The sequence below is a fragment of the Paraburkholderia sp. C35 genome, assembly GCF_003121405.1.
Classification (GTDB): domain Bacteria; phylum Pseudomonadota; class Gammaproteobacteria; order Burkholderiales; family Burkholderiaceae; genus Paraburkholderia.
In genome coordinates, this window is sequence record NZ_QBUY01000017.1 from 1 (window position 1) to 13,281 (window position 13,281).

Consider the following 13,281-nt stretch of genomic DNA (forward strand, 5'->3'; position numbering starts at 1 on the left):
ATCGAAACGCTGGCAGCGGCGCCTTACCATGGCCGCGCAGACATGCCGGAAATCGCGCGCTCGCTGCATCTGGAAGTCGACGATCTGTTCCCGATCGCCGAAGTGCTGCAGCATCTCGGTTTCGCCGACGTGCGCGAAGGCGATATTTTCCTGACGCCGCCCGCACGCGTGTTCGCCGAGTTCGGCACGCAGGAACGCAAGCTGATGTTCGCCGATCACCTGCTCAAGCACGTGCCGCTGGCCGCGCGAATCAAGAAGGTGCTGAACGAGCGTCCTGGACACCGCGCGCCGCGCGTGCGGTTCGAGCAGGAACTGGAAGACTTCCTGTCGGATAGCGCTGCTGAAGAGACGCTCGACGCCGTCATCAACTGGGGCCGTTATGCCGAGATCTTCTCGTATAACGACCAGACGGAAATCTTCAGTCTCGAAGACGTCGAGTCCTGATCGACGTAGTTGCACGCACAATGAAAGAAGGGGAGCCACGCAGTGTGGCTCCCCTTTTGTTTTTGCTGCGTCACCAGACGCGCGGCTGGACGTGACCGTATGAAACCGCGCTACTGCAGATTGCCCCAGCGCGCCACAGCCGGTTCCGCCGACGCCCACTTCCAGTACCCCTTGTTGTCGCCCTGGCAGGCGCTCGCCGTGTACCAGTAGACCTTGGAATCGGGTTTATCGCCGTCGACCACCGAGAACACGAACTCCTTGCAGATCGCCAGCGATGACGCAAACGCGCGCGTCACGCGCACCTGGCCATGGCCGTTCTCGATGGGCAGCGTGTGCTTGACGCTCCAGTCGCGCGTTTCGCCGACGGGCATCGCGCCCGCGAGCGCGGCGATCATGTTCTGCTGATCCGAGTGCATGTTGCGCAGGTAAGTGGCAACGGCTTCATCGGTGGCGGCCTGCACGGCGATGCCGACGCCGATCCCGACAGCAGGATTCGCGGAGACAATGCCCGTCGCCACGCCCGCGCCTGCGCCTGCCGCCGCGCCCACGGAAGCTGACGTACAGCCACCGACCAGCGAGCCCGCACCGATGCACAGCGCGCCGACCAGCGCGAGTCGCGCCGCCGACGACGCGCCCAGGCTTCGAATGGAGGGCAGCGTGCTCATTGCAGCGAACCCCAGCGCTCGGTTGCCGGTTCCGCCGAGGCCCACTTCCACGCACTGCCGTCGCGGCAGATCGACGCGACGTAGAACGCGCTCGATGCCGGCACGTTCTTGGTGGCTGTCTTGTCGACGGAGAATACGATTTCCTTGCAGTCGAGTTCGCCCGCGCTGATGGTGCGGCTGACGGTCACGCGACCATGCTCGTCTTCTTCGAGCGGCACCGAGTGCGTGATGCTCCACGGCGCGACCGCGCCCACCGCGAGCGGCCCGGCCGCCACGGCGATGCTGTCCTGGGTGTTGGTGTGGATCACGCGTTCGGAGTACTGGACGCCTGCGCGCGCTGCCGCGACGGCACCGAGGCCGATACCCGTCGCGACGGCGGCGTTGTTCGTCACCTTCGCCGCGATGGCCGCGCCGGCGATACCGGCACCTGCCGTTGCGCCTTCCGAATAAAGCGAGCTGCATCCGCTCAATGCCGTCGTGACAGCGACGGCTAGCGAGACGATCAGCGTTGCGCTCGGGAAAATCGATCGCCGCGTGGTGCTGGCCGCTGCGGCGTGTGTGTCACGGTGCATTGCTTTTTGCATGTCTTCGTCATCGCTCCTGCTCGTGCCTTCGGCGCGCGGAACGTGCCAGCGCGAAGGCAGACTACATCTGATTTTTCGCAGCGGCATTGTGCAGGATAGGTTTTGTAATTGGCATAGGGAAAATGCAAGCAATTGCAAAAGATGCTGCGCGGCCGGGGTCTTTCTGTTTGGCGTAGGGAGCAGTTCGCATGCCTGAAAGCGAGATGCGACGGTTGGATTCGATCGACAGGAAGCGGCGCGGATTGAGCGGATACCGGGCGCGAAAGCAGGGAAGTGAGGCGCAGAAGAGTGTGAAAAATCGACACGCGGGCAGGGCGCTGCGCGTGTCGATCGAGGTCAGTTGTCGTCGGGATTCGACTCTTCGTCGCCGTACGTGCTGAGGCGGTTGTACAGCGTCTTGAGACTCACGCCGAGCGCTTTCGCCGCGCGCCGCTTGTCGCCGCCGCAATACTTGAGCGTGCCGAGGATGATCTGCTTTTGCGCGTCGGCGAGCGGCGTGCCGATCCACACGCTCATCGAATCGCCGACGGTGACGGGCTTCTTCACGCGCGACATCAGATGAGGATGCGGCAGTTCGACGGCCTTCTCGGCAAGGATGAACGCGCGATACACGGCGTTCTTCAGTTCGCGCACGTTGCCGGGCCACGACCACGTGCGCAGCGTTTCCATCGAGCGCTTGCTGAACACCTTGCTGGTGCCTTCCTGGCGATTGAGTTCGTCGAGGAAATGCAGCGCGAGCAGTTCACGGTCGCCTTCGCGTTCGCGCAGCGGCGGCGCACGCAGCGGAAACACGGCGAGCCGGTACATCAGGTCTTCGCGCAGGCCGTTTTCTTTCACCGCGACGGCTGGATCGCGATTGGTTGCCGCGATCACGCGGACGTCGCCGCGAATCAGCTCGGTGCCGCCGACGCGAAAGAACGTGCCCGTCTCCAGCGCGCGCAGCAGTTTCACCTGGCGCACGGGCGCCATTTCGGTGACTTCATCGAGAAACAGCGTGCCGCCGTTCGCGTGCTCGAAGTAGCCGATGCGGCCCTGCACCGCGCCGGTGAAGCTGCCTTTTTCATGGCCGAACAGTTCGGCTTCGATCAGTTCGTCGGGAATCGCGCCGCAATTGCCGGCGACGAACGCGCCGCCCTTACGTGCGCTGTGCTCGTGAATCGTGCGGGCGATCAGTTCCTTGCCCGTGCCCGATTCGCCGATGATGAGCGCGGTCGCATCCGTCGCGGCCACGCGGTCGATCTGCTCGTAAAGATCCACCATGACAGGGGATGAGCCGAACAGCGTGCCGTACGACCTGAGTCCGGGAACGTTTTCCGCCGCGCGTTGCTTCGCCTGAGACGCTCTGCCGCCATCGGCTTCCGTGGCAGGCGGGTCCAGATCGGTTGACGACATAGCCAAGGGTGTCCTGTGCAATTTCGGGTAAGTGTCGTGAATGGCGCAGGCCAGTATCGAGTGCGTGGATTGCCTGTTAAGAGTGGTCCACTATCTCACAAAAGGCAATTTAACCACTTGCGCACGATTCCCGGCAAGGCGCTTGCAAGTTTGCCGTTCGATGGCAATTCGCAAACGTTGGCGTACGATCGACACGCGATACCGGCAAAAGTTGCAAGCTGACCTGCTACATCGGCAACTTTGTCTGCATTGTGCATGCCTGACGGTGTTCTGCTGGACAGATGGAACTCGGCGCGCGACAGCCGATCGCACCGGGTGCCGGGAACGACCGTTGCAAGATGAAAGCGATGGTGCATGACACCGGAACCGTCCTGGGCGGAATGAGACACGTCCGGTCCCCGCACCCGAATAGGAGATTGCAATGACGGAAACCACAGAACAGCTTGCGTTGGGCCGGCAAAAGATTGTCCAGGATCTCAACGTGCTGTTGACCGATTCAGAAGAAATGCTCCGGCTGGCGGCAGCCGTGCCGGGCGAAGGACTCGACGCGTTGCGCGAACGGCTGCGCACGCACGTCGACTCTGTGCAGCATGCACTCGCCGATGCGCAGACTTCGGCGCAGCGGCGCTATCGCAGCGCGACCGTCCAGACCGAGCGCTATGTGCGGCAGAACCCGTGGCAGGCGCTGGGCATCGCGGCAGGCGTCGGGTTCGTGCTCGGCATGCTGGCGTCGCGTTGAGGCGCGGTCCAGGCCGCGCGGCCACGCTCAATCCCCATTCACGATCAAACAGGAGTTCAAGATGGCACGACCGAAAATCGGCGTATTCGGCGCTCTGTTCGCCGTGGGCAGCGTACTGGCATGGCGCTGGGTACAACAGCGGCGCGCGGCCCAGCCGCCGCTCGCGCGTGACATTACGCGCTGGGAAGACGAGGGCGGCTCCGTGACCGCTCCTGCGCCGGCCGCGCCGGCCGCACAACTGGCGTCCGCGACCGCGCCTCTGCGCAATGGAAATGGCGCGGATCACAGCGAACCGTGGCCGTTTCCGCGCAGCTAGACAGGAAGTCGGCAGCCAGCGTAGCGACGCGTCACTCGACGTGGCACGAACGTGCGCTACCCCATATGCGCGATGATGTTTTTTCGACGCAAGGCCGTATAATGAGCAAAAAGCACAACAATAAGTGCTTTTAGAGCAAAATTTACGGTAATTGTTGCGTAGATGCGCTAATTCGGAAAGTTTTTCCGGGTGAGGCGTCCGGTGTTGCGATCGAGGCGTATGCTTGAGATCGCAGCGCGCGGGCGCTTTCGTCGTCCCGCAGCTTTCCGGCGAGACGCAGGCTGCGCGTATTCCTGACCAGCACTTTCGAGCTTTCCATACGCGATGCCACATGTATTGATTGTCGATGACGATCCGAGTACCCGCGAGGCGCTGGCGGCCATCATCGCGGAAGACGGGCTGACCACGGCCACGGCAGGCGATCTGCGCGAGGCCCGTATCCAGCTCGTGCGGCAGACGCCGGATGTCGTGTTCACCGACCTGAAGCTGCCCGACGGCACGGGCGTCGACCTGTTCGAAGATCTCGATCCGCGTTCGGGCGTCGAATTCGTCGTGATCACGGGGCATGCAACGGTCGAGTCGGCTGTGAGCGCGCTGAAGATGGGCGCCGCCGACTACCTCGTGAAGCCGATCAACATGCAGCGCGTGAAGGCCATTCTGAGCCGCTTGCCGCGCGCGGGCGATCTGAAGGCGGAAATCGGCACGCTGCGCGGCGAGTTGCGGCGCATGGGCCGCTTCGGGCTGATGCTCGGCAATTCCGCGTGCATGCAACAGGTCTATGACCAGATCAGCCGCGTGGCGCCCACGGCCGCTTCCGTGATGCTGGTCGGCGAATCGGGTACGGGCAAGGAAGTCGCCGCGCAGACGCTGCATCAGTTGAGCTTGCGCCGCAAGCACGCGTTTCTCGCTGTCAATTGCGGCGCGATCTCGCCGAACCTGATCGAATCGGAGATGTTCGGTCACGAACGTGGTGCATTCACGGGCGCGGACCGTCAGCACAAGGGTTATTTCGAGCGCGCGAATGGCGGCACGCTGTTCCTCGACGAAATCACCGAAATGCCGATCGAGTTGCAGGTGAAACTGCTGCGCGTGCTGGAGACGGGCATGTTCATGCGCGTCGGCACGACCAAGGAAATCGAGACCGATGTGCGCCTGATCGCCGCGACCAACCGCGATCCCGAGCAGGCCGTGCTGGAAGGCAAGCTGCGTCTCGACCTGTATCACCGTTTGAACGTGTTCCCTATCAGCCTGCCGCCGCTGCGCGAGCGCGGCAAGGATGTCGAGTTGCTCGCGCAGTCGTTCCTCGACGAACTCAACGAGCAGCACAGCACGAAGAAACACTTCCCGCCGGCCGTGAAAGAGATGCTGCTCTCGTACCCGTGGCCGGGCAACGTGCGTGAGCTGAAGAACTACGTGCAGCGCGCACACATCATGTCGGGCACGGACTCGGACAGCACGGCGACGGTGCCGCTGCAGATCTCGCTGTCGAAGCCGACGGCAGGCACGGCGATCACGATTCCGTTCGGCACTTCGCTGGCCGAAGCCGACCGTCAGCTAATCCTTGCGACGCTCGAGCAGTGCGGCGGCGTGAAAACGCGCGCTGCCGAGATTCTCGGCATCAGCCTGAAGACGCTGTACAACCGCCTGGTCGAGTACGGCAACGACACCGGCCGCGGCGATGGCGACGAAGTCAGCGACGAGCCGCAGGCGCTCGGCAAGGCCGACGCCTGAGTCCTTCTGCCAGTCCAGCGCGCGTATCAACGCCGTCCGCCACCGCGGACGGCGCTGTAGCTTCTCAACGGCACAGCCCTTGCTGATTTCACTTCGAGCAGTCGAGATCGCACCAGCGACGATGACATCGAACGAAAAACAGGGAGCCCAGCATGCCGGACCATCACGCCGTCCCAGACCTCTACGCGCACCGCCCCGAACCCGTCCCGCCCGACACGCCGCCCGATCCGGGGCAGCCGTCACAGCCGGACACGGTGCCCGATCCCACCCGCGAACCCGTCGAACCCGATACCCCGGCGATCGGCGATCCGCCGTCGCAGCCGTCGCAGACGCCGCATACGGGCGTGCGCATGACGCTGTGGCCTGAATTCTGAGCCGCGCCGAGCCGCGCGCACGGAGCAAACGCGTTTGCAATGCGACGCCGGCCGGTGCAAACAACGGGCCCGCAACCGGTACCCGTTACAAAACCACCGAACTTTTTACCGGCAATTCACGTTCATCGGCCTAGACTAATGTGATGCGGCCCGGACGAACCCCGTTCGGGCACGGCCTTCCCCTTGGAGGCGTCCATCATGAGACATCCCGCATTGCGGCGCTCCGCGCGCCATTCGAAGCGCGACCAGCGCCCAGCCGGCGGAACGGGCAATCCACCCATCGGCCCGGATCCGGCGCAACAGAACCGCGCCGCGCCCGGCGCCCCGCCGGACGGGGATCACAACCAGGGCGGCACGCGTCAGGAAGGGCTGGAATACCAGCGCGACCTCGGCTCCGAACAGGACGCCTGACCTTCTTTCCCAGCCGGATCATCGGGCGAAAAATCTGCTGCGTGCGAGCCCGTGCGCAGCGCGTTTTTCTTCGTCCGTCACATTTGCATACATTTTTATTCCGAAAGTTGACGGTTGGCGGCATAGGACTTGCGTGCCGTAAGGTGGAGTATCACCGCATGTACAGTCAACTGAATGAGGTGGAGCCGCAATGAGCAGATTGATCGTCGTTTCAAACCGCGTCGCGCCGACTCAGGAAGGACGCCCCGCAGCGGGCGGTCTCGCAATCGGCGTACTGGACGCCCTGAAGGAAACGGGAGGTGTGTGGTTCGGCTGGAGTGGCGAGATCGTCACCGAGCCGTCGGCGCCCATTATCGAGAAACAGGGCAACGTGACCTACGCCACCGTCGGGCTGACCAAGCGCGATTACGACCAGTATTACCGCGGGTTTTCGAATGCGACGCTGTGGCCGACTTTCCACTATCGCAACGATTTGTCGCGCTACGACCGGCAGGAATATGCCGGGTATCTGCGGGTGAACGTGACACTCGCAAAGCAGTTGAAGGAATTGCTGCAGCCGGACGACATCATCTGGGTGCACGACTATCACCTGTTGCCGTTCGCGCGCTGCCTGCGCGATCTGGGTGTGAAGAACCCGATCGGCTTTTTCCTGCACATTCCGTTTCCGGTGCCGGAAGTGATGCGCACCGTGCCGCCGCACGAAGAGCTCGTGAAATGCATGTGCAGTTATGACGTGGTCGGTTTCCAGACGGATGCGGACCGCCAGTCGTTCGTCGATTACATCGAGCGCGGCAATCACGGCACCTCGAGCGATGAAAACATGATCCACGCGTACGGGCGCTTCCTGAAGGTCGGGGCTTATCCGATCGGCATCTATCCGGACGCCATCGCGAAAGCCGCCGATCAGTTCAGCGACCGCAAGCAGGTGCGCAGCCTGCGCGACGCGATGCGCGGCCGCAAGCTGATTATGAGCGTCGACCGGCTCGATTATTCGAAGGGCCTCGTCGAGCGGTTTCAGGCGTTTGAGCGGCTACTGCTGAACGCGCCGGGCTGGCATGGCCGTGTATCGCTCGTGCAGATCGCGCCGCCGACGCGCGCCGACGTGCAGACCTATCAGCGCATCCGGCAGAACCTGGAAGGCGAGGCGGGGCGCATCAATGGCCGCTTCGCGCAACTCGACTGGACGCCTATTCAGTACCTGAATCGCAAGTACGAGCGCAATCTGCTGATGGCGCTGTTCCGTCAGTCGCAGGTCGGCTATGTGACGCCGCTGCGCGACGGCATGAACCTCGTCGCGAAAGAGTACGTGGCGTCGCAGGATCCCGCCGATCCCGGCGTGCTGGTGCTGTCGCAGTTCGCGGGCGCTGCCGAGCAGTTGCCGGGCGCGCTGGTCGTCAATCCGTTCGATCTGTCGCAGATGGCCGAGGCGCTCGAACGCGCGCTGTCGATGCCGCTCGCCGAGCGTCAGGCGCGTCATGCCGACATGATGGCGCCGCTGCGCGAGAACAATCTTTCCGTGTGGCGCGACACGTTCCTCGCGGATTTGCGGCACGTCGCGACGGCTTCGTCGGTGACGGAGAAGGCGGTCAAACGCGTGGACGTGACGGTTTGAGATGGCGTGAGAAGAGGGTGGAGACGATGTGAGACCATGCCGCCAGGCTGGCGCGCAGGTTCACGAACGGCAGCCCTTGCGGGCTGCCGTTTTTATTTCCGGCTTGCTTTCGACCAACTGCTGTCGAGCCGACCGAAGCGTCAGGCGTGCTGCTGGCTCAATTCGGGCAGCGGCACGGGCGTCTGAAGCGGATCGAAATCCGCCCATCGGCCGCGCTGCCAGTGGCCGGTCGCGCGCTCGATATCGGCGCCGCCTGCTTCGCGCAGAATGGTCGCTGCTTCCATCTGATTTTCCGGGCACACATGCACGGCGACGAGCACGCCCGAATCGCGAATCTCGTGATGCACGACTTCGCGATGCGCATGCGGAGCGCCCGGCGAATAGGCCATCTTGCTGAGCATCGAGCCAAGGTACGCGCCGACACCTGCCGCGATCGCGACGATCGGCATCGACGCCGAGAACGCCGTGAACACCGCGACGCCGACCACGGCACCCGCGACAGCGCCAAAGGTCATCGAACGCAAACGCCGACGCGTTGACGGCGGCGGTGCAGCCGTGATGGTGGGTGCATCGGCTGCGTGTTCGCCCAGTGTGTGGCGCGCGTGCTGGCCGCGCGGATTGACGAAGAACAGCGTGCCGTCCTCGCCGGGAAAGCCGTGATCGAACAGCGTTTGCGCGGCGTCTTCGGCAGCGGGGAAGGTGGTGAAACGTCCAGCGACGATGAGTGACATGGCGCCCCCTATCGTTCAAAGGCCTGAAGTTCGAAGGCCGGAGCGAAGCGTGCGCGGTGCGTTACGTCGGACCGCGCTCGAAAGCACAGGCTTCGTCTACAAGAATAGGCGCAAAGCGGGACGATGGAGAGCGTGAGCGGCAGGTAGCCGGTGAGTCTGTCAGGCGATGGATGCGCTGTGACGCACGCGCATCGTGCTGACCATCGCGCCCGCGCCCGCGAAGCAGGCCGCCACATACAGCGCGATCACCGGACCATGCTGCGGCGCGATGCCGAAGATCAGCGCAACCAGCGCCGAGCCGAGCGTCTGCCCCGTGAGGCGCGCCGTGCCGAGCATGCCGCTCGCGCCGCCGCTGCGATGGCGCGGCGCGGCAGACAGCATCGTGCGATTGTTCGGCGACTGAAAGATGCCAAAGCCCGCGCCGCACAGCGCCATGCGCCACACGATCTCGAAAGGCGCCGGATGCGCGCCGAGCGTCGCGAGCAGCAGCAGGCCGATGGCGAGCGTCGCGAGTCCGAGTCCACCGAGCCAGCCCGCCGAAATCCGGTCCGACAGCACGCCCGACAGCGGCGCCGCGCCGACGATCACGAGCGGCCACGGCGTCATCAGCAGCCCTGTCTCGACCTGCGACAGGCCGAGATTGTTCTGCAGCAGGAACGGCAGCGACACGAACGCGAGCATCTGCGCACAGAACGAACAGACCGACGTGCCCACCGACAGCGCAAAAATAGGAATGCGCAGCAGATCGACGGGCAGCAGCGGCGCGGATTGCGAGAGTTGCCGCCGCACGAAGAAATAGCCGATCGCGACGGCGCCGATCAGCTCGAAGGCGACGAAGCCGTAGCGCTCGCCATGACCGAGTCCATCGACTGCGAAGATCAGCAGGCCGAATACGAACGCGATCATCACCGCACTCGTGTAGTCGTAGGGCGACGGATGGCCTTCGTTGCGCGGCAACGCGCGCAAGCCGACCGCGATGGCCGCGACGCCGATCGGCACGTTGATCGCGAACAGCCACGGCCACGGCGCGACGGCGAGCACGCCCGACGCAACCGTCGGTCCGACCGCCGATGAAATCGCCACCACCATCGCATTGATCGCGATACCGCGCCCGAGCCGCGCGGGCGGATAGATCATGCGTACAAGGGCGGTGTTCACGCTCATGATGCCCGCCGCGCCGAAGCCCTGGATCACGCGGTCGAGCGCAAGCGTCGGCAGCGACGTGGCGAGTGCACAGCCGAGCGACGCAACCGTGAACAGCACCATGCCGCCCAGATAGACGCGCCGGTAGCCGATGCGGTCGCCCAGCGACGACAGCGGCAGCAGCGAGATCGTTACGGAGAGTTGATACGCGTTGACGATCCAGATCGAACTGGCGGCGCTCGCGCGCAGATTGCGGGCGATAGTCGGCAGTGCGACGTTGGCGATCGCGCTGTCGAGCACGGCGAGCGTGATGCCCAGCGCGACCACGAGAATGGCCCAGTAACGCTGCGGGATCGGTAATCCGAGTTCGGGTTCCGGAGCGGCGGCGGAAGAAGATGCGGCGTGGCGCGAAGCGTCCGTAGGTTGGCGGTGGTCAGTCGACGAAGAAGCTTGCATTGTGTTGTTGTGTTGAACTACGAGGCTCGGCGCCGGGACGCCGTCGTCAGTAGAGTCCAGGATTGTGATTCCTGTCGTCGTTGCAATGTACTTTCACGCAGCAATCACTTCGCACCGGCGTGGCTAGAGCGCACATCGCGCCCCGGCCCCGCCGGGCCATGCAGAACAGTTCTCGCGCGCTACTTCAGTTCGTACAGACCCGTGTAGGTGGCCGAATCGATTTCATTCAGATGCGTCATGTAGCGCGCGACGGCATTCGTCGTGTCGGCGGTGAGCGGCAGGTTCGCCACCTTCAGCGCGTGCACGCGAAAGATGAAGCGATGCGGCTTGTCGCCGCGCGGCGGCGCCGCGCCGCCCAAGCCAACCGTGCCGTAATCGTTGCGCAATTGCAGCGCGCCCGGCGGCAGCAGACTGCCGTCGGCCTTGCCGGCATTCCGCGGCAGCGAGCGGGCATCGACGGGGATGTTGACCACGACCCACTGCCAGAAGCCGCTGCCCGTCGGCGCATCGGGATCGTAGACGGTGAGCGCGAGACTTTGCGCGTCGGCGGGCGGTGCGTCCCATTGCAGCGCAGGCGACACGTTCTCACCTTCGCCCGACACACCGAACGATTTGTCGTTCATCTCCTGCGCTTTCGGCATGAAGCCGTTGGCGGGAAAGTCGTCCGACCAGATTCGGAAATCAGCCATCATGCGCCTCCTTAGGTGGATGGTTCCAGGATGGGCAGGCGCCACTGGGAGAGCGCATGCAAGAGGGCATCGAAGACTCCCGGTGAGCCAATCGAGTGTAGCACCAGCGTCTTGCAAACACGCTGGCGCGCAGGGCGAATGCGCCGCAAAGCATGGCGTTGCAGGCGCAACGTCAGGCGCGTTCTTCGTGCTGCGGCGCGTCGCCGTGCAGCCAGTCGGTCAGCCGTTGCAACACGCCGTCGATGTCACGATTCGCTCCGCGCAACGCGCATTCCCATACGGTGGCGACACGCCAGCCGGCGTCGCGCAGCGCGGCTTGCGCTTTCGCATCGTTGGCGCGATTGCGGCCGATCTTGTCGCGCCAGAATTCCGGCCGCGTCTGCGGCCATTTGAAGAGATGACAATCGTGGCCGTGCCAGAAGCAGCCGTGCACGAAGATCACCGCGCGATAGCGCGGCAACACGATGTCCGGGCGTCCGGGCAGATCGCGCGCGTCGAGCCGGAAGCGGAAGCCGCGACGATGCAGCAGGCTGCGGACGAGCATTTCAGGTTTCGTGTTGCGGCCGCGAATGCCGGACATCATCCGGCTGCGCGTGGCCGCATCGACGATATCGACCATTACAGCGCGACCATTACAGCGCGGGTTCCGCCGCGCGTTCGCTGCTTTCGTCGCGTGCCGCGCGGGTCAGCGCGCGCACATGCGGCAACATGATGCGCGCGACTTCGCGCATCACGGGCACGACCACGCTGTTGCCGAACTGACGATACGCCTGGGTATCGCTGACGGGAATCCGGTAAGTGTCGGGGAAACCCATCAGACGTGCGCATTCGCGTGGCGTCAGGCGGCGCGGGCGCTGCTTCTCGCCCTGATAGACGAGGATCTCCGAACCGTCCTTGTGATAGCGCGCCGACAGCGTGCGCGTCACGCTCTGCGGATACGCCATCCCATAACCAAAGCCGTTGCCCGCCGCGCGATGCTTGTCCGCGTAGTTCTGCAGATAGGTCCACAGCTTGGGCGTGAGCGTGTATTTGGGCTGCACGCGGCGCGCGGCGTGATCGAAGAAACGGTCGGCGTCCCACGGCAGCACGGGTTCGCTGCCGTCCGTGCGATGCAGGATCGACGCGAGTCTCGGGCCTTCTTCGGGCAGGCGCAGATCGTCCCACGAGAACGAGGTCTTGCCGCGAAAGCCGACGATGATGATCCGCTCGCGATGTTGCGGCGTGAAATGCGCGCCGTCGATCACGCGGTAATGCACTTCGTAGCCGAGTTCGTTGCGCAGCGTTTGCAGGATTACGTCGAAGGTGCGGCCTTTGTCGTGCGACAGCAGGTTCTTCACGTTCTCCAGCAGAAACGCAGCGGGGCGGCGCGCGGCGATGATGCGCGCGACATCGAAGAACAGCGTGCCTTGCGTCGAGCATTCGAAGCCATGCGGTCGGCCGAGCGCGTTCTTCTTGCTCACGCCCGCGATCGAAAACGGCTGGCAGGGGAAGCCGCCCAGCAGAATGTCGTGATCGGGTACGGCGTCGGCAGGATAGGTGACGATGTCGCCGATCAGCGTGTGCTGGGTGGCGCCGTTGGGGAAGTTTTCCTGATAGGTCTTCTGCGAGAAATCATTCCACTCGCTGGTGAACACGCACTGGCCGCCGTGCGATTCGAAGCCCATGCGAATGCCGCCGATGCCCGCGAACAGATCGATAAAACGCGCACTGTTCGCCTTGCCCGCGCGCTTGCTGGTCTGGCGCGCCGAGGTGGGAAAAAGCATTGCGCGCAAGGCGGGCTCGAGCATCGCCGGGCAGGGCGTGTCGCCTTTTTCCCAGCGGCGCACCGTCTTGATGTCCTTGCCGACATGCGCGGCGATTTCTTTTTGTGTGAAGCGGGTGCGCGCCTGCTTCAGCAGTTCAAGCGGTGAAGCCTGAGTCACAGGAGTCCTTGCTGGGTATTTTTGCGGACATTATGACCTATGAATGTCCCTAATTTGCGATCAGCAGGGGTT

Annotated in this window: 16 protein-coding genes; 7 read left to right on the plus strand and 9 right to left on the minus strand. The window is 64.0% G+C overall.

Features of this window, described 5'->3' with window-relative positions; translation table 11 throughout:
- Positions 1-444 (plus strand): AAA-associated domain-containing protein (locus DK391_RS13415; protein ID WP_204117356.1); only part of this gene is annotated, 444 nt, incomplete at its 5' end.
- A 110-nt stretch (positions 445-554) separates the two neighbouring features.
- Here the strand turns inward: DK391_RS13415 and DK391_RS13420 are convergent.
- From DK391_RS13420 to DK391_RS44285, 4 genes are all read right to left on the minus strand, one after another.
- Positions 555-1,109 (minus strand): hypothetical protein, encoded by a 555-nt coding sequence (locus tag DK391_RS13420; RefSeq protein WP_109478463.1) that lies wholly within the window; start codon positions 1,107-1,109, stop codon positions 555-557.
- Entirely contained in the window at positions 1,106-1,681 is a 576-nt protein-coding gene (locus tag DK391_RS13425; RefSeq protein ID WP_239482815.1) for a hypothetical protein, read from the minus strand. Before DK391_RS13425 ends, DK391_RS13420 begins: the two co-directional genes overlap by 4 nt.
- A gap of 348 nt (positions 1,682-2,029) precedes the next feature.
- Positions 2,030-3,085, minus strand: coding sequence for a sigma-54 dependent transcriptional regulator (locus DK391_RS13430; RefSeq protein ID WP_109478464.1), 1,056 nt, complete (start codon positions 3,083-3,085; stop codon positions 2,030-2,032).
- Positions 3,086-3,180: 95 nt separating this feature from the next.
- Positions 3,181-3,474 carry a hypothetical protein gene (locus DK391_RS44285; RefSeq protein ID WP_162600809.1) on the minus strand — a complete coding sequence of 98 codons (294 nt, stop codon included), beginning with the start codon at positions 3,472-3,474 and terminating at the stop codon, positions 3,181-3,183.
- Positions 3,475-3,506: 32 nt separating this feature from the next.
- On the opposite strand from DK391_RS44285, the gene DK391_RS13435 reads away from it, so the two are divergent.
- The 6 genes from DK391_RS13435 to otsA all read left to right on the plus strand — a co-directional run bounded on the left by DK391_RS13435 (position 3,507) and on the right by otsA (position 8,268).
- A complete protein-coding gene (locus DK391_RS13435) occupies positions 3,507-3,824 on the plus strand; it encodes a DUF883 family protein (RefSeq protein WP_109478465.1) in 318 nt (105 codons plus the stop codon).
- A gap of 61 nt (positions 3,825-3,885) precedes the next feature.
- Positions 3,886-4,140: a hypothetical protein gene (locus DK391_RS13440; RefSeq protein ID WP_109478466.1), complete on the plus strand. Its 255-nt coding sequence runs from the start codon at positions 3,886-3,888 to the stop codon at positions 4,138-4,140.
- Positions 4,141-4,464: 324 nt separating this feature from the next.
- Positions 4,465-5,871 (plus strand): sigma-54 dependent transcriptional regulator, encoded by a 1,407-nt coding sequence (locus DK391_RS13445; RefSeq protein WP_109478467.1) that lies wholly within the window; start codon positions 4,465-4,467, stop codon positions 5,869-5,871.
- Between the two features lie 152 nt (positions 5,872-6,023).
- The gene (locus DK391_RS13450) at positions 6,024-6,245 is read left to right on the plus strand and encodes a hypothetical protein (RefSeq protein ID WP_109478468.1); all 222 of its coding nucleotides are present in this window, start codon (positions 6,024-6,026) and stop codon (positions 6,243-6,245) included.
- Positions 6,246-6,443: 198 nt separating this feature from the next.
- The gene (locus tag DK391_RS13455) at positions 6,444-6,656 is read left to right on the plus strand and encodes a hypothetical protein (protein ID WP_109478469.1); all 213 of its coding nucleotides are present in this window, start codon (positions 6,444-6,446) and stop codon (positions 6,654-6,656) included.
- A 190-nt stretch (positions 6,657-6,846) separates the two neighbouring features.
- Positions 6,847-8,268, plus strand: a complete 1,422-nt coding sequence (gene otsA, locus DK391_RS13460) for an alpha,alpha-trehalose-phosphate synthase (UDP-forming) (protein ID WP_109478470.1) — start codon at positions 6,847-6,849, stop codon at positions 8,266-8,268.
- A 140-nt stretch (positions 8,269-8,408) separates the two neighbouring features.
- Here otsA and DK391_RS13465 read toward each other — a convergent pair whose 3' ends face one another.
- The 5 genes from DK391_RS13465 to dcm all read right to left on the minus strand — a co-directional run bounded on the left by DK391_RS13465 (position 8,409) and on the right by dcm (position 13,209).
- Entirely contained in the window at positions 8,409-8,999 is a 591-nt protein-coding gene (locus tag DK391_RS13465) for a hypothetical protein (RefSeq protein ID WP_109478471.1), read from the minus strand.
- Between the two features lie 159 nt (positions 9,000-9,158).
- On the minus strand, positions 9,159-10,598 hold the full coding sequence (locus DK391_RS13470) for an MFS transporter (RefSeq protein ID WP_109478472.1): 1,440 nt from the start codon (positions 10,596-10,598) through the stop codon (positions 9,159-9,161).
- A gap of 179 nt (positions 10,599-10,777) precedes the next feature.
- On the minus strand, positions 10,778-11,287 hold the full coding sequence (locus tag DK391_RS13475) for a YbhB/YbcL family Raf kinase inhibitor-like protein (RefSeq protein WP_109478473.1): 510 nt from the start codon (positions 11,285-11,287) through the stop codon (positions 10,778-10,780).
- A gap of 172 nt (positions 11,288-11,459) precedes the next feature.
- The gene (locus DK391_RS13480) at positions 11,460-11,906 is read right to left on the minus strand and encodes a very short patch repair endonuclease (protein WP_109478474.1); all 447 of its coding nucleotides are present in this window, start codon (positions 11,904-11,906) and stop codon (positions 11,460-11,462) included.
- Positions 11,907-11,919: 13 nt separating this feature from the next.
- Positions 11,920-13,209 (minus strand): DNA (cytosine-5-)-methyltransferase, encoded by a 1,290-nt coding sequence (dcm, locus tag DK391_RS13485; RefSeq protein WP_109478475.1) that lies wholly within the window; start codon positions 13,207-13,209, stop codon positions 11,920-11,922.
- Positions 13,210-13,281: the final 72 nt, after the last annotated feature.